Annotated in this window: 18 protein-coding genes; 7 read left to right on the top strand and 11 right to left on the bottom strand. The window is 63.4% G+C overall.

The genetic code is table 11. From position 1 onward, the window contains the following. Window positions 1–714 precede the first annotated feature (714 nt). Both ASC85_RS26400 and ASC85_RS26395 read right to left on the bottom strand, forming a co-directional pair. Complete coding sequence (locus ASC85_RS26400) at window positions 715–2,103, bottom strand: aminotransferase-like domain-containing protein (protein ID WP_057451990.1); 1,389 nt, start codon at window positions 2,101–2,103, stop codon at window positions 715–717. 205 nt (window positions 2,104–2,308) lie between these two features. Beyond that, entirely contained in the window at window positions 2,309–3,070 is a 762-nt protein-coding gene (locus tag ASC85_RS26395; protein ID WP_057451989.1) for an SDR family oxidoreductase, read from the bottom strand. A 226-nt stretch (window positions 3,071–3,296) separates the two neighbouring features. Here ASC85_RS26395 and ASC85_RS26390 point away from each other — a divergent pair, with 226 nt between their 5' ends. Further along, complete coding sequence (locus ASC85_RS26390; RefSeq protein ID WP_057451988.1) at window positions 3,297–4,301, top strand: NADP-dependent oxidoreductase; 1,005 nt, start codon at window positions 3,297–3,299, stop codon at window positions 4,299–4,301. 122 nt (window positions 4,302–4,423) lie between these two features. Here the strand turns inward: ASC85_RS26390 and pyrF are convergent, their stop codons facing one another. Continuing rightward, on the bottom strand, window positions 4,424–5,122 hold the full coding sequence (gene pyrF / locus ASC85_RS26385; RefSeq protein WP_013694023.1) for an orotidine-5'-phosphate decarboxylase: 699 nt from the start codon (window positions 5,120–5,122) through the stop codon (window positions 4,424–4,426). Between the two features lie 289 nt (window positions 5,123–5,411). On the opposite strand from pyrF, the gene ASC85_RS26380 reads away from it, so the two are divergent. From ASC85_RS26380 to xopAW, 3 genes are all read left to right on the top strand, one after another. Then, window positions 5,412–6,170, top strand: coding sequence for a response regulator (locus tag ASC85_RS26380; protein WP_057451987.1), 759 nt, complete (start codon window positions 5,412–5,414; stop codon window positions 6,168–6,170). Beyond that, the gene (locus tag ASC85_RS26375) at window positions 6,170–7,216 is read left to right on the top strand and encodes a HAMP domain-containing sensor histidine kinase (protein ID WP_057451986.1); all 1,047 of its coding nucleotides are present in this window, start codon (window positions 6,170–6,172) and stop codon (window positions 7,214–7,216) included. Before ASC85_RS26380 ends, ASC85_RS26375 begins: the two co-directional genes overlap by 1 nt. A gap of 136 nt (window positions 7,217–7,352) precedes the next feature. Next, window positions 7,353–8,192 (top strand): EF-hand domain-containing protein, encoded by an 840-nt coding sequence (gene xopAW / locus ASC85_RS26370; RefSeq protein ID WP_057451985.1) that lies wholly within the window; start codon window positions 7,353–7,355, stop codon window positions 8,190–8,192. Window positions 8,193–8,390: 198 nt separating this feature from the next. Here xopAW and ASC85_RS26365 read toward each other — a convergent pair whose 3' ends face one another. From ASC85_RS26365 to ASC85_RS26330, 8 genes are all read right to left on the bottom strand, one after another. After that, the gene (locus ASC85_RS26365) at window positions 8,391–9,428 is read right to left on the bottom strand and encodes an AI-2E family transporter (protein WP_057451984.1); all 1,038 of its coding nucleotides are present in this window, start codon (window positions 9,426–9,428) and stop codon (window positions 8,391–8,393) included. 64 nt (window positions 9,429–9,492) lie between these two features. Continuing rightward, the gene (locus ASC85_RS26360; protein WP_057451983.1) at window positions 9,493–10,311 is read right to left on the bottom strand and encodes a DUF4892 domain-containing protein; all 819 of its coding nucleotides are present in this window, start codon (window positions 10,309–10,311) and stop codon (window positions 9,493–9,495) included. A gap of 129 nt (window positions 10,312–10,440) precedes the next feature. Continuing rightward, on the bottom strand, window positions 10,441–11,292 hold the full coding sequence (locus ASC85_RS26355; RefSeq protein ID WP_057451982.1) for an alpha/beta hydrolase: 852 nt from the start codon (window positions 11,290–11,292) through the stop codon (window positions 10,441–10,443). After that, complete coding sequence (locus tag ASC85_RS26350; RefSeq protein ID WP_057451981.1) at window positions 11,289–12,083, bottom strand: alpha/beta fold hydrolase; 795 nt, start codon at window positions 12,081–12,083, stop codon at window positions 11,289–11,291. The genes ASC85_RS26355 and ASC85_RS26350 overlap by 4 nt, the downstream gene beginning before the upstream one ends. Before the next feature lie 274 nt (window positions 12,084–12,357). Continuing rightward, on the bottom strand, window positions 12,358–12,801 hold the full coding sequence (locus ASC85_RS26345) for a hotdog fold thioesterase (protein ID WP_003204388.1): 444 nt from the start codon (window positions 12,799–12,801) through the stop codon (window positions 12,358–12,360). A gap of 52 nt (window positions 12,802–12,853) precedes the next feature. Then, window positions 12,854–13,306 (bottom strand): phosphohistidine phosphatase SixA, encoded by a 453-nt coding sequence (gene sixA, locus ASC85_RS26340; protein WP_057451980.1) that lies wholly within the window; start codon window positions 13,304–13,306, stop codon window positions 12,854–12,856. Further along, the gene (locus tag ASC85_RS26335) at window positions 13,303–13,650 is read right to left on the bottom strand and encodes a DUF4389 domain-containing protein (RefSeq protein ID WP_003204392.1); all 348 of its coding nucleotides are present in this window, start codon (window positions 13,648–13,650) and stop codon (window positions 13,303–13,305) included. Before ASC85_RS26335 ends, sixA begins: the two co-directional genes overlap by 4 nt. A 30-nt stretch (window positions 13,651–13,680) precedes the next feature. After that, entirely contained in the window at window positions 13,681–14,706 is a 1,026-nt protein-coding gene (locus ASC85_RS26330; RefSeq protein WP_057451979.1) for an NAD(P)H-dependent glycerol-3-phosphate dehydrogenase, read from the bottom strand. A 199-nt stretch (window positions 14,707–14,905) separates the two neighbouring features. Here ASC85_RS26330 and ASC85_RS26325 point away from each other — a divergent pair, with 199 nt between their 5' ends. The 3 genes from ASC85_RS26325 to ASC85_RS26315 are packed head-to-tail and all read left to right on the top strand — an operon-like array spanning window position 14,906 to window position 19,860. Then, complete coding sequence (locus ASC85_RS26325) at window positions 14,906–17,029, top strand: TonB-dependent receptor plug domain-containing protein (RefSeq protein ID WP_057451978.1); 2,124 nt, start codon at window positions 14,906–14,908, stop codon at window positions 17,027–17,029. Next, the gene (locus tag ASC85_RS26320; RefSeq protein WP_057451977.1) at window positions 17,030–17,962 is read left to right on the top strand and encodes an ABC transporter substrate-binding protein; all 933 of its coding nucleotides are present in this window, start codon (window positions 17,030–17,032) and stop codon (window positions 17,960–17,962) included. Continuing rightward, the gene (locus ASC85_RS26315; RefSeq protein ID WP_057451976.1) at window positions 17,959–19,860 is read left to right on the top strand and encodes an ATP-binding protein; all 1,902 of its coding nucleotides are present in this window, start codon (window positions 17,959–17,961) and stop codon (window positions 19,858–19,860) included. Before ASC85_RS26320 ends, ASC85_RS26315 begins: the two co-directional genes overlap by 4 nt. The last annotated feature ends 201 nt before the right edge of the window (window positions 19,861–20,061 follow it).

Raw genomic sequence — 20,061 nt, 5'->3', positions numbered from 1 at the left:
GGTCCAGGCGGACCCGGGCTTCGTTCATCGCCTGCAACATCAACCGCGATACTTCGCTGACCTGGTTGGCCTGCTCGATGAACTCGGCCCCTTCCTTGCCCTCGGAATCTTTCAAGGTATAGGCGCCGTCATCCGCCAGCCCGGCCTGCAACACGTCCAGGTTATTGGCGACGCTGGACACCGACCAACTGGCCATTTCCAGCGCCAGGTCCTTGCTCTGGCTCAACCCGACAAATTCGTCGAACGCCTTGCGATACGCAGCCAGCGCCTGCTCCACGTCGGTCATCACCGGCACGTTGGCAGCCGACTGCACCTTGAGTTCGTTCGCCTGGGCCACCAGCCCATCGACGCCCTGGCGCAAAGCATCGGCCGTCTTGGGATCGGAGCGCGAGGCGTATTCCTGCTCCAGCAGCCTGACCTTGAGCAACCCGCTGTTGAGGGAGGACATCTGTTTCAAGCCATCGAAGCGATAGCTGATGGTCTGCAGGGACCAGACACCGATGGCCGCGACCACGGCGGTCAGCAACAGCACCAGGACAAATCCGATACCCAGTTTCTTTGCCATACCCAGGTTGGCAAAACGTCCTTGCACGGCCGAAATCATTGCGCTCAGTCCTCTGCCAGTGTGTGTTGATTGCAGATTCGCAACGAGACGCCCTGCAACACAAGATGCTGGCGTCGGAATAATGGCAAAAAGCTACAGCCGCGTCGTTTTCAGGACACTAGAGGTCGATCCAGAGCCGCGGCCCGGAAGAACGCCAGCGCCCTGGGGTCACGGGCATACGCCACGTTGATCCGTAGCCAGTCGCTGTCGGTGCCCGAAGGACTGAATGCGCTACGCGAAGACAGCAGCACGCCGAACCGCCTGGCCAGACCTTGTACTCCAGCGTAGTCACACAATGGCGGTCTTGCCCAGATGAAAAGTCCGCCGGCCGGTTTGCCAAAGACCTCCCAGTCGGCGTCTTCCAGTACCTGCAACAGCACCGCCATATCGGCACCCAGGCGCTGCCGCTGGCGCTGGACCAGCTTGCGATAGGCGCCATTGGCCAGGAGGCAGGCAAGGACCGACTCACAGAACCGCGACCCACCCATGCTGGTAATGCCCTTGACCTCGCTCAGGCGCGCGATGATGGAGGGCCCGGCCACCACGAAACCGACGCGCAACGAACTGCTCAGGGTTTTCGAGAAGCTGCCCACGTAGACCACCTCGGGGTCCAGTGCCGCCAGCCGGGTCCGTGCCGAGCTCTGGAAATCGCCATAGGCATCGTCTTCGATCACCAGTACGCCGTGTTCCTTCGTCAATTGCAGCAGCCGTTGAGCGACGGCCGGAGCCAGGCTGCTGCCAGTCGGGTTATGGCAGGCGCTGTTGACGAACAGCGCAGTGGGCCGGTGCGTCGCCAACAGGTCTTGCAGCGCATCGACGTCCGGGCCGCGCGGGGTCCTGGGCAGTTCGATCATGTCGATGTCGTGCAACCTGAGCAGGTCGAACAGGCTTGAATAGCCGGGGCTCTCCACGACCACGCAGGAACCCGACGGCAGCAGAGTCCGTACGATCAGGTCCAGCCCGTGGGTCGCCCCGGTGGTGGTCAGGATCAGGTCTTTATCGGCCTCGATATTGAGTTGTTTCAGGCGCCTGGACAGTTGTTCACGCAGGGCGGGCAGCCCCAACGACGTGCTGTAGTTGAACAATCCCGCCATGTCGGTGCGAGTGACCTGACGAATCGCATAGCCCAGGTCATCGCTTTCACGCCAGCTCTCGGGCAGCCCGCCACACCCCAGCTTCAATTCCCATTGCGAGCTGTCCCCCCCGTCAACGAGCGTGTCCTGCTGTCGCTTCTGATCGTTGGGCTCGGGCCCGAGGGACGGAGGGGGTGCGACAAAAAAGCTGGAACCATGGCGGGACGCCAACAGGCCCTGGGCGACCAGGCGCTCGCACGCTTCATTGACGCTGGACTGGCTGAGCAGGTTCTCCCGCGCCAGTTGACGGACGGATGGCAGCCGAGTCCCCGGTTGCACCGCATCCTGTCGGATCCAGCCGGTCAGCGCGTCGACGATTTGCTGCACGACAGGCACCAGGGCCTGTCGGTCGATTCTCAACTCCATGAGTAACCAAGCTCCTAAGCGTTTGTTTTATTTCCGGAAACAGTTAAGCACAGGCCGCTACGGGACGATGTACGACAACGTCGCCAAAACCGTCGATTCTCATCCTTTGAAACACATTGAGGGCCGTTCCGAGGTTTTTTCTGCCCCACACGAAAAAGCCCGCAACCAGTGCGGGCTTCGTCCTACAAGCTGAGGGGGCACGTCCTCAGAACGCCGTGACGCCGCCGTCCACTGCCAGGGAATGGCCCGTGGTGAAAGCCGCCCCGTCGCTGCACAAATACAGCACGGCGCTGGCGATTTCCTCGACTTTGCCGATACGTCCCACCGGGTGCATGGCATTGGCGAACTCGCCTTTTTTCGGGTCCGCTTCATAGGCACGACGGAACATGTCGGTGTCGATCACCGCCGGACAGACTGCGTTGACGCGGATTTTCTTCTTGGCGTATTCGATGGCGGCCGATTTGGTCAGGCCGATCACGGCATGCTTGGACGCCGCATAGATGCTCATCTTCGGCGCCGCCCCCAGGCCCGCCACCGAGGCCGTGTTGACGATCGCGCCGCCGCCCTGGGCCAGCAGCAATGGCAGTTGGTACTTCATGCACAGCCAGACGCCCTTCACATTGACCCCCATGATCGCGTCGAACTCATCCAGGGTACCGTCGGCCAACTTGCCCTTCTCGATCTCGATCCCGGCGTTGTTGAAGGCGTAGTCAAGGCGGCCGTAGGTCTTGATCACTTCGTCCATCAGCTGCTGCACATCGTTTTCCAGCGTCACGTTGCAGCGCACGAACACCGCTTCGCCGCCCGAATCACGAATCGACTGCACCGTGCCCTCGCCGCCCGCCACGTCCAGGTCGGCCACCACCACTTTCAGGCCCTCTGCCGCGAACGCCAAGGCAGTGGCCCGGCCGATGCCAGCGGCGGCGCCGGTAACCACGGCGACCTGTCCGGAAAACGTCATGCTCATTGTCTGTTCCTCGAAGAATGCGGGAGATGCCGCCAGTCTAGTCACAGGTCCCGAGGACGCGGCAGCACTATCCAATTGCCGTTTAAGCATTCATGGGCGCCAGTGATAAAGCCACTGGGCGAACTATCACTGTGTTGGATCGAACTGCATTCGCTGTATCAGCAAACCTTGCGACAAATGCTTCGAAGGTCTATCAACAAGGCTTCATTCATCTTGAGTGCCCGCCATGACTGCCCAGACCAATCGCCAATTCCTGCTCGCCAAACGCCCGGTAGGTGCGGCGACCCGCGAGACTTTCACCTATCAGCAAGTACCGGTCGGCGAACCGGCAGCCGGCCAGATCCTGGTGAAAAACGAATACCTGTCCCTGGACCCGGCCATGCGCGGCTGGATGAACGAGGGCAAGTCCTATATCCCACCCGTCGGCATCGGCGACGTGATGCGGGCATTGGGTGTCGGCCAAGTGATTGCCTCGAACAACCCGGGGTTCGCGGTCGGGGACTACGTAAACGGTGCGTTGGGGGTGCAGGATTATTTCCTCGGCGAGCCAAGAGGTTTCTACAAGGTCGATCCGAAACTGGCACCGCTGCCACGTTATTTGTCCGCCCTGGGCATGACGGGCATGACCGCCTATTTCGCCCTGCTGGACGTCGGCGCGCCCAAGGCTGGCGAGACCGTGGTGCTCTCAGGGGCCGCCGGTGCGGTGGGCAGCATCGCCGGGCAGATCGCCAAGATCAAAGGCTGTCGCGTGGTGGGCATCGCCGGTGGAGCCGACAAATGCAAGTTCCTGGTCGATGAACTGGGTTTCGACGGCGCCATCGACTACAAGAACGAAGACGTCCACACCGGCCTCAAGCGCGAATGCCCCAAGGGCGTGGATGTGTATTTCGATAACGTCGGTGGCGACATCCTGGATGCCGTGCTCAGCCGCTTGAACCTCAAGGCCCGCGTGGTGATCTGCGGCGCCATCAGCCAGTACAACAACAAGGACGCGGTGAAGGGCCCCGCCAACTACCTGTCGCTGCTGGTCAACCGGGCGCGCATGGAAGGCTTCGTGGTCATGGACTACGCCGCGCAGTTCGCCGCCGCCGGGCAGGAAATGGCCGGCTGGATGGCCAAGGGGCAGCTCAAGAGCAAGGAAGACATTGTCGAAGGGCTGGAGACATTCCCCGAGACGCTGACCAAATTGTTCAGTGGGGAGAACTTCGGGAAGTTGGTATTGAAGGTCTGACACAAAACAACTGTGGGAGCGAGCTTGCTCGCGATGGGGCCGTGTCAGTCAACATTGATATTGACTGACATACCGCTATCGCGAGCAAGCTCGCTCCCACATTGGGGATTATCAGTGTTTGGTCAGGCCAGCTCGGCCACGACCGCCGCCAGCGCCTTGGCCGGATCGGCGGCCTGGCTGATCGGGCGACCGATCACCAGGTAATCGGCACCGGCGTCCAGCGCCTGGCGTGGGGTCAGGATGCGACGCTGGTCGTCCTGGGCACTGCCCGCCGGACGAATCCCCGGGGTCACCAGTTGCAGCGACGGGTGAGCCGCTTTCAGGGCGCTGGCCTCCAGGGCCGAACAGACCAGACCGTCCAGGCCGGCCTTCTGCGCCAGCGCCGCCAACCGCAGCACCTGCTCCTGGGGCTCGACGTCCAGGCCGATCCCGGCCAAGTCCTCGCGCTCCATGCTGGTCAGCACGGTCACGCCGATCAGCAACGGTTTCGGGCCGCTGCGCTGATCCAGCACTTCACGGCAGGCCGCCATCATGCGCAGGCCACCGGAGCAATGCACGTTGACCATCCACACGCCCATCTCCGCAGCCGCCTTGACGGCCATGGCGGTGGTGTTGGGGATATCGTGGAACTTCAGGTCCAGGAACACTTCGAAACCCTTGTCACGCAGGGTCCCGACAATTTCCGAAGCGCAACTGGTGAACAGTTCCTTGCCGACTTTGACCCGGCAAAGCTTGGGGTCCAACTGGTCGGCCAGCTTCAGGGCGGCGTCACGGGTGGGGAAATCCAGGGCGACGATGATGGGCGTCTGGCAGGCGGACATGAGCGGGCTCTCAGGCAAGTCGAAATCGGCGCGCATTGTAGCGGAACGAGCGCCCGTGCGGGACCCGATGATCGGTAATTCTCATCGTCCCCCTGCAGCATGGACGATACCGGCCTTTGTGTCGAAGCCGATACATTCATGACATGCGTACAACATGTCGACACGCTACCGTCCGCCGCCGCAACCCGTCCTTTCAGCGCTTCACGCCTCACGGCACGAGGCCTATGCTGAGGGCTCAACCTCGCCGCCTTCTTTGCGGTTGGCAGCCTACCTGGCAGATGATGCATCCATGCAGAACACCCCTGTTGCAAATTCTGACGATCAAAAAGTGCCCGACGATGACAAGCGCTGGAACACCCGCGCGCTGATCGTCGATGACGACGTGCCGATCCGCGAGCTGCTGATCGATTACCTGGCCCGCTTCAGCATACGCGCCAGCGGCGTGACCGATGGCGCGGCCATGCGCCAGGCGATGCAGGCCGAGCACTTCGACGTGGTCGTGCTCGACCTGATGCTGCCGGGTGAAGATGGCTTGCAACTGTGCCGCTGGCTGCGCGCCGAATCGGACATCCCGATCCTGATGCTCACCGCCCGCTGCGAGCCCACTGACCGCATCATCGGCCTGGAGCTGGGCGCCGATGACTACATGGCCAAGCCATTCGAACCCAGGGAGCTGGTGGCGCGCATCCAGACCATCCTGCGCCGGGTGCGCGACGACCGCAGTGAGCAGCGGGCCAATATCCGTTTCGACAACTGGCGGCTCAACAGCGTACTGCGCCAACTGATCTCGGGAGACGGGCTGGTGGTGCCGTTGTCCAATGCCGAGTTCCGCCTGCTGTGGGTCTTCATCGAACGGCCGCGCCGAGTGCTCAGCCGCGAACAACTGCTGGACGCCGCTCGCGGACGCTCCATCGAGGCCTTCGACCGCAGCATCGACCTGCTGGTATCACGCCTGCGCCAGAAGCTGGGCGACGACCCCAAGGCCCCGCAACTGATCAAGACCGTGCGCGGTGAGGGCTACTTGTTCGACGCGCGGGACATCGGTTGATGCAACTGCGCCTCGACTCCCTGTTCGGCCGCCTGTTTGGTGTGCTGTTGCTGGCGATTGTCCTGGCGCATATGTTGGCCTTTGCCTGGTTTTTCCACTACGACCAGCCCCCACCTCCCGGGCCGCCGCGTGAAATGGCCCGACAAGGCGAAGCCCCCCCGCGCTTCGGCCCGCCCCCCAACCGCCCTCCGCGCCCCTGGTTCGGCGGCCCGGTGGTACCGCTGACCTTTCAATTCGTGTTCCTGATCGTCGCAGCGTGGTACGGCGCCAAGCTCCTGACCCGACCCATCCAGCGCCTGAGCGATGCCGCCGAGCGCCTGAGCGAAAACCTCGACAGCCCGCCGCTGGATGAAAACGGCCCCCGCGAAGCGCGACAGGCGGCCCATACGTTCAACCTGATGCAGCAACGGATTCGCGAGCAGGTGCAGCAGCGCTCGCGCATGCTCGGCGCGGTGTCCCATGACCTGCGCACGCCGCTTTCGCGGCTCAAGCTGCGCCTGGAGCAGATCGATGACATCAAGCTGCAAGGCCAGATGCGCCAGGACCTGGACGACATGATCGGCATGCTCGATGCCACCCTCACCTACTTGCACGAACAGCGCACCAGTGAAGCGCTGCAATGGATGGATGTGCAGGCCTTGGTGGAATCGTTGAGCGAAAACGCCCAGGACCAGGGCGCCGATGTGCAGGTCAGCGGTACCTGCGCGCCGCTGCAGGTGCAACCGATGGCGCTGCGTTCGTGCCTCAACAACCTCATCGACAATGCCCTGCGCTACGCCGGTCACGCCTTGATTAGCCTGGAAGACCAACATAAGCAGGTGCTGATTCGAGTCATCGACCATGGTCCCGGTATCTCGGCGGACAAACGCGAGGCGGTGTTCGAACCGTTCTTTCGCCTGGAAGGCTCGCGCAACCGCAACTCCGGCGGCATCGGCCTGGGCATGACCATCGCCCGGGAAGCCACCGAACGCCTGGGCGGGCAATTGACCCTGGAAGAGACGCCAGGGGGCGGGTTGACGGCGGTGATCAGCCTGCCTCGTCTCTAAGCCCTCTTATCCATCCTGTGGGAGCGAACGCTGTGTATTTCTCTCGGTACAAACTCCACACACCCACGACAACTGCCCCGCCGAGGCTGCATAAGCCGGTGCACCCACCGGCTACCCCAGCCCAAGGAGAGCGCCCATGATTGGTAGCGTCAGCAGTTACTCGACCTATACCAGCACCAGCAGTACCGCAACCAGCAGTGCCCGCAGCCAGCAGTTTCAAAAGGAACTGCTGAGCAAGCTCGACAGTGACGGCGACGGTTCGGTCAATCAGGAAGAGTTGAGCACCGCCCTGTCGCAAAAAAGCGACGATGGCATCCTGGTCAGCCTGAGCGACAATTTCGGTGACCTGGACAGTGACGGCAGCGGTGACCTGAGCAGCGAGGAAATGGCCGCAATGGCGCCGCCACCTCCGCCGCCACGGGACCAGGCGCCAAATACCGAACTGGCCGATGCGCTGCTCAGCGTCCTGGACACCGACGGTGATGGCGTGGTCAGCAGCGATGAGTTGAGCAACGGCCTGGCCAGCACGGACAGCGATGCCGACAGCCAGCAAGTGTTCTCGGCATTGGACAAGAATGAAGACGGCACTGTCAGCCTCGACGAACTCGCCGCCAGCCTTGCGCCACCGCCACCACCGCAACAGGCCTCCAGTGAAGAGCTGTTCAGCCAGCTCGATGCCGATGGCGACGCCACCGTAACCGCCAGCGAACTGAGCAGCGCCTTGCAGGCCAGCAACGGTACGTCCACGAGCACCGACACCAGCGCGATGCTGATGGAAGCACTCGACAGCGACAGCAGCGGTGGCGTCAGCAGCGACGAATTCAACAGCGCCTTGCAGGCCGGTCGCCGCAGCGACAGCTCCACCGAACAGGCCAATGTCAGCGAAGCGTTGAACAGAATGATCGCCAACCTCAGCCGGCAATACTCGCTGGATAACGTCGCCACTGTAGGGAAACACCTGAACGTGGCGACCTGATTCACCGAGGCTGCACCTGTAGGAGCTGCCGAAGGCTGCGATCTTTTGATCTTTTGATCTTTGATCTTTCGCTTGAGATTCAAGTGTTAGGGGAAAGATCGCAGCCTCGTTGCACTCGACAGCTCCTACATAGCTTCTACATAGCTCCTACGCCCCAGCGGGAGCAAGTGTTCGGGCAACAGGTGCTCGGCATTCAAGCTACCGCGCCTGGCTTTTGCTCCAGTCCGTCAACAGGCTATACGCCACCGCCAGCAGGGTCGGGCCGATGAACAGGCCGATGAAACCGAAGGCAATCAACCCGCCGAACACCCCCAGCAGCACGATGACCAGGGGCAGGTTTCCGCCACGGCTGATCAGGTACGGCTTGAGCACGTTGTCCACGCCGCTGATGATGAACGTGCCCCAGATGCCAAGAAACACCGCCATCCCGTACTCACCCTTCCACGCCAGCCACGCCGTGGCGGGGATCCACACCAGTGGTGGCCCCATGGGGATCAGGCTCAACAGGAACGTGACGATACCCAGCACCAGCGCCCCCGGCACCCCGGCGATCAGGAAGCCGATCAGCGCCAGCACGGCCTGGGCCGCCGCTGTGCCGATCACGCCGTTGACCACCCGTTGCACCGTACCGGCCACCAGCTCGATGTAGTAACCGGCGCGGTCGCCGATCAGACGCTCCAGCAACCCGTGGACGAACACCGCCAGGCGCGGGCCGTCGCGATAGAAAAAAAACACGAACACGATGCTCAGGGTCAGCTCGAGAATGCCGCCGCCAATCTGCGCACTGCGGGCCAGCAGCCAGTTGCCGACTTGCCCCAGGTAAGGCTTGATCGACACCATCATTGCCGCGCCCTGCTGGTCGATGCTGTTCCAGATGCCGACCAGTCGCCCGCCCACCAGCGGCACCCCGGCCAGCCAGTCGGGCGCTTCGGGCAGGCCGTCGACCTGCACGTCCTTGATGAACGCCGTGGCATCACGCACATGGTCGGCCAGGTTGAAACCCAGCCACACCAGCGGCACCGCCACCAACAACATCCAGCCTACTGTCAGCAACGCCGCCGCCAGGGATTCGCGGCCATTGACCCAGCGGGTCAGCAGGCGCATCAGCGGCCAACTGGCGAACGCCAGCACCGCGCCCCAGAACAGCGCCGACCAGAACGGCGCCATGACCCAGAGGCTTGCGCCGAACAACACCAGGAGCAGGATCTGCACCAACAGCCGATCGTTATTAAGCATGTAGGGTCTCGAAAAAATGAACAGGTGCGAGGCAACGGCGTGAAAGCCGCTGCCCCGAGACAGCTTAGCGCAGCAACTCCAGGTGCAATCCCGCCGCCTCGCCGCTGGCGGCCTCCATGCGCGCCGCCCGGACGCCCTGGCCCGCCAGAGCCTCAAGCCAATCCTCGGCCCGGGGCCCGGCGATACTGACCCGCAAGCCCGTGTCCAGGTTCAGCGCCCGGGACAACAGGCGCAACCAGATGTCGTCCGGCTCACCGGCAAGACGCGGCAAATCCAGGACCCCAGTGTCCTTGAGCTGGCGCAGCAGCGTGGCCGACGTCGGCAACAGGTCGCCCAGCGCTGCGCTCGCCTCGAACTGCTCGACATGCAGGTAGGCCTTGCGATTGCCACGGGTGATGGCATACAGCGCAATCAGTGTGTTGTCCGTCGGTGGTGCCAGGCGCAGCAGCAGGAAGGCCTGGCCGTTGTCGGCACCATAGAGCTTGGAGTTGCCGAAAACGTCGTTGGCCCACAGGCTGCTTTCGCCGCAATCGCGGGCCTGGCACCAGAACAACAGCTCGGCGCCCTGCTTCTGCAACGCTTCGCGCGCTGCGGTAAAGGCCTGGGTGGCGGAATGTTCCGGCGGCAGTTCATAGGTGACCGACGTGACGTTCCCACGGGCATCGACCTGGCCATCGAAGCGCAGTTGGCCGCTGATCTTGCGGATCGAGCCCATGGGGTAGACGCGCTCCAGGTCGCTGGTTTGCCGGTAATCGACAATCTGCGCGTCGGGCATGCGCGGCACACGCTCCAGGTCGCGACTGCCCGGCACATCGACGGCGAACGACGCCGGGCTGAAGCAGGCCAGCACCAGCAGGACGAGTGAGTGAACGGATAATTTCATCGGGTCGGCTTGGCCTGGGACGCGTGGACGCAACGGGCGTCGTCAATGCACCGCGAGGCTGATAAACAGAGGTCTGTCATGGTTGTCTCCCTTTCAACCCGCCCAGCCTCGACAGTTGCCCGCCGCAAGTCAAGGAACGGTGAAGAACCGATTGAAACAGTCTGCTACAAGCGTGGCACCGACCTCGTCGTTCAGGTGTAGATGATGGCCGCCGGGCAACTGCTCATGACTGAAGGGTAGACGCTCCAGCAACTCCGGGTGCTGGGCCAGCATGCCGTCGGCCGCCACCACCAGATGCGCCGGACAAGCGACTCGCGCCACGAACGCCATGGCCTGTTCATCGGTCAGGCGCAAAGGCGATGGCAAGGTCAGGCGGTTGTCAGTGCGCCAGGTATAGCCCCCGGGCACCGGCATCAGGCCGCGCTGGGCCAGCAATTCGGCGGCCTCGCGACTGACCGCCACCAGCCCCTTCATCCGCGCTTCGATGGCTCGCTCCAGGGTTTTGTAGACCGGCTTGCGTTTTTGCTGCAGATCCAACTGGGCTTGCAGGGCCATGCCCATGCGCTCGGCCGCGTTATCGCCTTTGGCTGTCGGAGGAATCACCCCGTCGATCAACCCCAGGTGCGTCACCCGCTCCGGCAGGGAGCCGGCCAGCACCAGCGAGACAATGGCCCCCATGGAGTGCCCCAGCAGGGCGAAACGCTTCAAGCCCAGTTGTTCGGCGACTTGCAGCACATCGTGGGCATAGTCCCAGAGGGCATAACCGGCACCGGGCGGCCGATGCCCGGAGTGACCGTGGCCGGCCATGTCCAGGGCAATCACCCGCAGGCCCTCGAGCCTGGGCGCCAGGCGGGCGAAGCTGTTGGCGTTGTCCAGCCAACCGTGCAAGGCAATCACCGGCAACCCATCTTCCGGGCCGAACAGGTGGGCCGCCAGTTCGATGTGCGGCAGGCTCAGGCGGACCTCCTCGACCACACTCATGCGCTGCGCCCTTCCCAACGCTGGAACAGGTTCTTGAGCAGGTTGGCCGTGTCCTGTGGACGTTCGAGGGGGAACATATGGCCGCCGGGCATGCTCAGGGATTCGCCATGGAGCATGCGCCCCACCGAACGGGTGTGATGCCGCATCACCACACGACTCTGCCGGCCGCGCACCACGGCCAGCGGCACCTTGAGCTTGCGGGGCCGCCCAGGGCTGGTGTGCGGCACGCCGCGGTAAATGCTGATTTCCGTGGCCGGGTCGAAGCGCAGTCGCAGCCGGTCGCCGACTTGTTGCAGGCCGTGTTGCAGGTAGGCGTCGAAGCAATCCGGGTCAAAGCCGCGGAACAGGGTCTTGCCGGCAAAATACTGCCGGGCCGACGCCAGGTCAGCGAACTCCTCACGCCGCCCCAGGGTCCGGCCCGCGGGTGTCAGGCGGTCGATGAAGCCCAGGCGCTTGGCGGCCAGGATCACCCACTGGTCGGTACGGGTCAGCACCGGCGAATCGAGCATGACCACGCCGCGATACAACTCGGGGCAGCGCAACGCCGCGTGCAGGTGCAGCACGCCGCCCAGGGAGTGACCGACGCCCCACACCGGCGCCGGTTGCTGCTCCAGGTGATGGATCAGTTCGTCCACCAGGTTGTGCCAGTTATCGTCCACCGGGAAACGCGGGTCATGACCGTGCAACTCCAGATGCGCGACCTGGTACTGCGGCGCCAGCGCGGCGAACAGCTTGCCGTAGGTGGCCGAGGGAAAACCGTTGGCGTGGGCGAAGAAAATCTGTTGCGACATGACAGCCGATCCATTGGGGGAACTGGGGCAGATTGTCCGCAGAACCCGACGGCACGGCAATGACCGTAACTGACAGGAATGATGACAGTCGGGCTTGGGCTATGGGGTCATGAAACTGTAAGCACTGCCCGATGTGGCGAGGGGATTTTGTGGGAGCAAGGCTTGCCCGCGATACAGGCGACTCGATTTTTGAAAGACCGCATCGCCGCCATCGCGGGCAAGCCTTGCTCCCACAGAGAATCCCCTCGCCACAGGGGCTGGGGTCAACCCCGTCTCAACGCGCCGGCGGTTGCTCGCCCAGCGGCACCACGGCCATGGTCAGGCGCGACACGCAGTTGACCTTGCCCTCGTCATTGACCAGGCGAATGTCCCAGACCTGGGTGGTGCGGCCCAAGTGGACCATCCGGGCCGTGGCGGTCACCCGTCCGCTGCGCACGCCGCGCAGATGGTTGGCGTTGATCTCCAGGCCCACGCAATAGAACTTGCTGGCATCGACACAGAGATAGGCCGCCATGGACCCGACCGTTTCGGCCAGTACCACCGAAGCACCGCCATGCAACAGGCCGAACGGTTGGTGGGTGCGATGATCGACCACCATGCTGGCGGTCAGGGATTCGTCGTCGAACGACTCGAAACGAATGTCCAGCACTTCACTGATGGTGTTTTTACCGGCGGCGTTCAGTTGCTCGATGTTGGGGGTGGTGCGCCACAGACTCATCGTTGCCCTTCCTGTGTGATTATTGTTTTGCCCAGTTCTGCAACCGACCGGTTCAGGGGTGCCTGATCCCTTTGAGCTTCATCGCCCCGGCCAGCGGCATGTCGCCTTCCAGCTCGGCCAGGCCGGCGGTTTGCACTTGCTCGGGGCGTTGCAGATGGCCGTGCTGCAGAAAGCCCAGCAGGCTGCCCACCAAGGGGTTATGGCTGACCAGCAGCACATTGTCGTGGTCCTCGAGGCGTTCCAGGACTTTTTGCGGCCGGGTGTCCGGCGTGAGCCAGTTCACCGTGATCAGCTCAGGCTGAAAACCCAGCGCTTCGCGCACCAGTTGTGCGGTCTGCTGGGCGCGCAGATAGGGACTGGCGTAAATGGCGGTCAGGGGCTGGCCGATCAATTGCGCGGCACTGCGCAACACTTCCTCGCGACCGTGAGCCGTCAGGGCCCGCTCCGGATCCGGACGGGCACCGTACGGCTCAGCCTCACCATGACGCAACACCCACAATTTCATAGCTTCGGCTCCTCGTCCCGGGCGGGATGCGGGGCCGGCGCCACGGTGTGAGGCGCTTCACCTTCCGGCGTGCGCGGGGTCGGCCAGTCCGCGAACGGCCAGGGTTTCTGATCGCTGTGGAAGGTGCCGAAACGACCGATCTGGGCCAGGAACTGGCTCAGGCTGTCACCGAAATTCATCAGGCTGGCGCTGGGTGCGCCGTAGATCAGCCGATAGATCAACTGCACCAGCACCACGGCGCCGAGGATGAATTGCGCCACCTGCCAGACCAGCAGGTAAATCACCATCCACAGCACACGCAGCAGGATGGATTCGTATTGGGGTTGCCCTTGGGGATCGTTCATGGCTCGCTCCTGCTTGCGGTCAATAAAGGTTCAGTTGAAACCGCTGGTGGAAATGAAATCAACGTCGGTCTTCGGTTCGCCACGCATCAACAGCTCGATCACCTGTTCAAGCGTGCGCCCTTCGAACAGGATCGCGTGCAGCCCGGCGACCAGTGGCATATACACCCCCGCCTCCTGGGACTTGGCCTTGAGCACCTTGAGGGTATTGACCCCTTCGGCCACTTCACCCAGGCGCGACACGGCCTCGTCGAGGCTCAAGCCTTGGCCGAGGGCAAAACCGACCTGGTAGTTGCGGCTCTTGGGCGAGGAACAGGTGACGATCAGGTCGCCCACGCCGGCCAACCCCAGGAAGGTCATCGGATTGGCGCCCTGGCTGACGGCAAAGCGGGTCATTTCCGCCAGCGCGCGAGTGATCAACATACTCTTGGTGTTCTCGCCCATGCCCAGCGCCACCGCCATGCCGGCGATGATGGCATAGACGTTCTTCAACGCCCCGCCCAGCTCCACACCGAAACGGTCGGCACTGGCGTAGACCCGAAAGGTGCGGCCATGCAGCGCCGCCTGGACCCGTTGGCACAGTTCCTCATCTTCACTGGCGACCACGGTGGCGGTCAGCGCGTGCTCGGCGATCTCCCGTGCCAGGTTCGGCCCGGAGATCACACCGATCCGAGCCTTGGGCGCGATTTCTTCGAGAATCTCGCTCATCAGCTTGAAGGTCTTGGCTTCGATGCCCTTGGTCAGGCTCACCAGCAACTTGCCGCTCAAGCATTCCGCGTAGGGCGCCAGCACCGAACGCAAGGCGCTGGACGGCAAGGCGACGAAGAACAGGTCGCTGCCCTCCAGGGTTGCCTGCAAGTCAGTCACCGGTTCCACTTCCGGGCGGATCTTGATGCCCTTGAGGTAACGCGGGTTCTCGCGATTGACCCGGATGGCCTCGGCCTGCTCCGGGTCACGCATCCACTGGCGCACCGGGTGACCATTCTCGGCCAGCAGGTTAGCCACGGCGGTGCCGAAACTCCCGCCTCCCAGGACCGCAATCGGGCGCTGTTCAGTCATATGCAATCCGTTCATCCATACCAAGTGGCAATGCGGGGCATTATACGGAGCGGCCAGAGCGCGACCAGCCCCGGCAACAATTACCACCAGCTGTAGGAAGCTGACCACCAATTCCTAGGAAAATGCTGTCAACGCGAATGGAAAAGTCGTTCAGCTCGGTTAACATGCCCGCCATCCACCCCATCTCAAAGGCTGTGCCGTGTCCGTTGGCCCTTCCCGTCCAGGTTCGTCCCTGCTATTGGCACTGATCATCAGCCCGCCAGTGCTGGGCGACGACCTGTTCGTGGACAGCCAGCCCATGCCCCAGGTGCTGACGGCCACGCGCCTCAAGCAATCACCCGCGGCAGTGCCAGGCAGCATGACCGTGCTCGACAGCGAGTTGATCAAGGCCAGCGGCGCCCGCGATATCAGCGAACTGCTGCGCCTGGTGCCGGGCATGATGGTCGGCAACATCAGCGGCAACCAGGCTGTCGTGAACTACCATGGCACCAACGCCAGCGAAGCCCGCCGCATGCAAGTGCTGATCGACGGCCGCTCGGTATACCGCGCCGGCCTGGCCACGGTGGACTGGAGCGATATTCCGGTGGCCATGGAGGACATCGAGCGGATCGAAGTCTTCCGCGGCCCCAACACCGTCAGCTACGGCGCCAATGCGCTGATGGCGGTGGTCAATATCATCACCCGCGCCCCGGCCGACAGCCATGGCACCCGGCTGAAAATCACCCGTGGCCAGCGTGGCATCAGCGACTGGTACGCCAGCCAGGGCAGCGGCTGGGACGGCGGCGACCTGCGGCTGTCGCTGTCCGGCCAGGAAGACGATGGCTTTGACAGCGACCGCAACGGCGCCGATTACCGCGACAGCCGCCGCCTGAACCGCTTCAACCTGTCCGTCAGCCAGACGTTGAACGAGCAGCAAAGTATCGACTGGCAATTGAACGCCAAGGACGGAACCAATCAGCGGCCCTATACCTACCATCCCGTGTTTGCCGGGATTACCGCCGCTGGGGATAACTCCGACGTCATCGCCAAGGACTACGCCGGCTCACTGCGCTGGAACCTGGACCTGGACCCCAACCACAGTCTTTATGTACAGGGCTCGATCCAGCACTGGGATCGCCAGCAGACCTGGCGCGCCTGTGATGCCGAGGTGTCCTTCAGCCCACAACTGACCGACCTGTGGCAGCTCAACCCCAACTATGCCGAGAAGCTGGCACGCAATATCCCCAGCTACATCAACAGCGGCGCGCCAGCCGGCACGCCACAGGAACAAACGTTGGCCAATCAGGTGCTCGACCAGTGGCGCAACGGCGCCTCGCAAACCCTGTGCGGCGATATCGACCAGAGCGCCCGGGAATCGCGCTACGACCTGGAGATCCAGGACACCCTGAGCCTGTCCGACAGCCTGCGACTGGTCACCGGCGCCAACTATCGCTACGACCGGGCCGACTCGGAGACCTACTTCAACGGCACCCTGGACGACACCACCTGGCGCCTGTTCGGCCAGCTCGAATGGCGGGCCACCGAACATTGGTTGTTGCAGGGCGGCGCGATGTTCGAGGACACCCGCCTGACCGGCAGCTCGCTGACCCCACGGGTCGCGGTCAACTACCTGATCACCCCGCGCCACGGCCTGCGGGCGGTGTACTCCGAAGCCGTGCGCTCCCCGGACATGTTCGAGAACAACGTCAACTGGAGCTATCAGGTCACCAACCTGCAACCCGCCGCCTTCGGCCAGAACAGTGCCCGTTACTTCGTCCGGACCCGCGGCCCGGGCAACCTGGAACAAGAGCACATGCGCTCCCGGGAACTGGGCTACAACGGTTATTTCGTGGACTTGGGGCTGGCGGTAGACGTGAAACTGTTCCATGACGAAATCACCGGCATGATCAGCGAACCGTTGCGCAACAATCAGTACATCGCCAGCAACAGCAACGAATCGCAATTCTCCGGGGCTGAAACCCAGGTCGACTGGCGCATGACCAGCGCCGACCGCCTGCGCCTGACCTATGCCTATGTCGACGCCCAGGCCAGCAACCCCCTCGACGAACAACTGACCGCCCGCAACAGCGGTTCGGCCGGTTGGTTACGGGACTGGGGCCAAGGCTGGAACAGTGCGCTGTTCTATTACGCCGCCGACGCCCTCAATGGCTATCGCTACGAACGGATGGACACCCGCCTCGCCCGGCGCATTCCCCTGGGCAAGGCCAGCCTGGAACTGGCGGGGGTCCTGCAGCAACGCCTGGACAACCAGCCCACCACCTTTATCGACAACCGCTACGACTCCCGCCATGTCGTGTACTTCAGCGCGGAGTTGTCCTTCTAGATGTCCCGGCGCCCACCCCGCAAGACGCCATTTCATGGCCGCCTGACGCTAGCCCTATGCCTGGCGTTTGCCGGTTGGCTGGCGACCATCGAGGCCCGGGCCGCCGAGATCCTGCTGACCGGCGCCGAGGACAGCCCCGGCGTGCAATCTTTCACCCAGGCCCTGAAAACCCTGCGCCCCGAAGACAGCGTGCGGTTTACGCCGCTGGCCAACCTGCCGGCACCAGACAAGCTACCGGGCAATGTCCGCCTGGTCCTGCTTGACCTGCCCAGCCTCGACTGGCGCCTGCAAGATGCCCGGGGGCCGGCCACCCTGGTGCTGCGCATCAGCCGCCAGCAAGCCCGAGAGCGCCTGGGCGAAGCAACGCCTGCGCACCTGAGCCTGCTGTGGAGTGATCCGCCGATGGCGCGGCAGTTGCGGCTGATTCGCACCATCCTGCCGCAAGTGCGACGGGTCGGCGTGCTTTACGACACCCACAGCGAATTCCTGCTCAAGGACATCCAACAGGCCGCGGCACCGCTGGGCCTGGCCATCGTCAGCGAACGCTGGGACGACACCAACGACAGCCGCCCGCTGCAAAACCTGCTGGGCCAGAGCGACGTGCTGCTGGGTCTCGATGACCCCGACTTGTACAACCCCAAGACCGTGAAGAACCTGTTGCTCAGCAGCTACGCCCGGCAACGCGCCCTGATCGGGCCCAGCGCCGCGTTCGTCAAGGCTGGCAGCCTGGCCAGCACCTATAGCGACCAACAAGACTGGCTGGCGATTCTCGACGAGTTGCTCGACCGCCCCGCCACCACCTGGCCGCGCACCCTGTATCCGGACCGTTTCAAGGTCTTGGGCAACCGGCAGGTCTCCCGCTCGCTGGGGATCGAACCGATTGACGCCGAATCCGTCGCGGCAACGCTGGCCGAAGGAGAACACCGCCCATGACCTTGCGTCGCCGTTGGGACATCAACACCCGAACCCAGCTCATCGCCCTTGGCCCGGCGTTGCTGCTGACTGTGCTGCTGATCAGTTTCTTTACCTTCGTGCGGATCCAGGACTTGCGCCAGGAGCTCAATCACACCGGGCAACTGATCGCCAACCAACTGGCGCCCGCCACGGAATACGGGGTGATTTCCGGCAACAACGAAGTGCTGGAAAGCCTGCTCACCGCCACCCTGGCGACCCCACACGTGCGCTTCCTGGAGGTCCAGGACAGCACCGACAAGGTCCTGGTGTACGTCGAACAACCCGAGCAAACTCGCAGCCGCGCCCAACAGGTCGAAGTCTTCCAGGCCCCGGTGCGCCTGCAGCGCATCGCCCTGAACAATGACTTCCTGCAGGGCAACAGCCCATCCGTCGAGGCCTCCGGCGAAGATTACCTGGGCCGCGTGATCGTCGGCATGTCCAGTGACGCCTTCAGTCAGCGGCAGCAGGAAATCCTGTTCAAGGCCGCGATCCTGGCGCTGTTCGCCCTGCTGTTCACCTTCCTGGTGGCGCGCCGGCTGGCCACCAACCTGTCCCGGCCGATCCGCGACATCGGCAACGCGGTCAAGGCCATCCAGCAAGGCGACTACAGCACCCCGCTGCCCATCGTCGATGACGCCGAACTGGGGGCCTTGTCGCGGCACATCAACAATCTGGCCGATGGTTTGGGGCAAGCCAGCCGCGAACAGCACCAGGCCATGGCGCAGTTGATCAAGACCCGCGAAGAGGCGGAAAAAGCCAACAGCGCCAAGTCCGAGTTCCTGGCGATGATGAGCCATGAACTGCGCACGCCCATGAACGGCGTGCTGGGCATGCTGCAGTTGCTGGAAACCACCCGCATGACCGACGAGCAGCACGAGTACACGGCACTGGCGTCGGAATCCACCGAACACCTGCTGAAAGTGATCAACGACATCCTCGACTTCTCGCGCATCGAACGCTCGGCCCTGGAACTGGAGCACATCCCGTTCAACCTGGCCGAGCTGGTGGGCAGTTGCGCGCAGTCCTTCCAGCACAGCGCCGCGCAGCGCAAGCTGGGCCTGGACCTGCTGGTCCCGGACGACATGCAGGCCTTGCAGGTCCAGGGCGATCCGACGCGGATACGGCAGATCCTGGTCAACCTGATCGGCAATGCACTGAAATTCACCGAGCAAGGCCGTGTCACCGTGCAATGCCAGTGGCAGGCCCTGGACCACGAACTGCTGTGGTTCACCTGCACAGTGCGCGACAGTGGCATCGGAATCCCGGCCGAGAGCCTGGAGCGCATGTTCGACGCCTTCCAGCAGGCCGACAATTCGATCTCCCGGCGCTACGGCGGCACCGGCCTGGGCCTGCCAATCGCCCGTACCCTGGCCGAGCGCATGGGCGGGACGCTGCGGGCCCAGAGCGAAGAAGGCCAGGGTTCGGTGTTCACCCTCGAAATCCCGCTGGCCCTGTCGCGCCAGACGCCAGCGACCCTGGCGCCGCGCCTGCCGGTTGGCAGCGGCGATGGCGGAGGCCGCAACGTGTTGCTGGTGGAAGACAATCCGGTCAACCAGACGGTGGTCGAAGCCATGCTGCGCAGCCTGGGCTTCACCGTCAGCATCGCCACCGATGGCGCCCAAGCCGTACGCAGCGCCGAAAGCCTGATTTTCGAAGCGATCCTCATGGATTGCCGATTGCCCATCATCGATGGCTACGAAGCCACGCGGCAGATCCGCCAGTTGCCGGGCTGCGGCGAGGTGCCGATCATCGCCCTGACGGCCAACGCCTTGCAGGGTGACCGCGAAGCTTGCCTCGCGGCGGGCATGAACGATTACCTGGCCAAGCCGTTCAAAAGGAACGACCTGCAGCAGATTCTGCAGCGCTGGGTGAACTAGAACAGGTCACTGGACCATCTGTGACTGGCGTGAAAGGCGAAAGTGCGGCAGTCTTAGGCACCCGAACAAGCCTCGATTGGGGCTTGAATAAAAATTTCAGTGCACAGGTGTACATTCATTTCCCGTGTGCTGTGACTTTCACTACAACGCAATAGTCTATGAGTAGGCTGTCGATTCGAGGCATGAACGCTTCGGTCGGCC

Origin of the sequence: Pseudomonas sp. Root401 (assembly GCF_001425105.1) — a bacterium.
In the GTDB taxonomy this organism is placed as follows: Bacteria; Pseudomonadota; Gammaproteobacteria; order Pseudomonadales; family Pseudomonadaceae; genus Aquipseudomonas; species Aquipseudomonas brassicacearum.
Note: the sequence above shows the minus strand (reverse complement) of the source record. Positions and strands in the feature narration are given on the sequence as shown.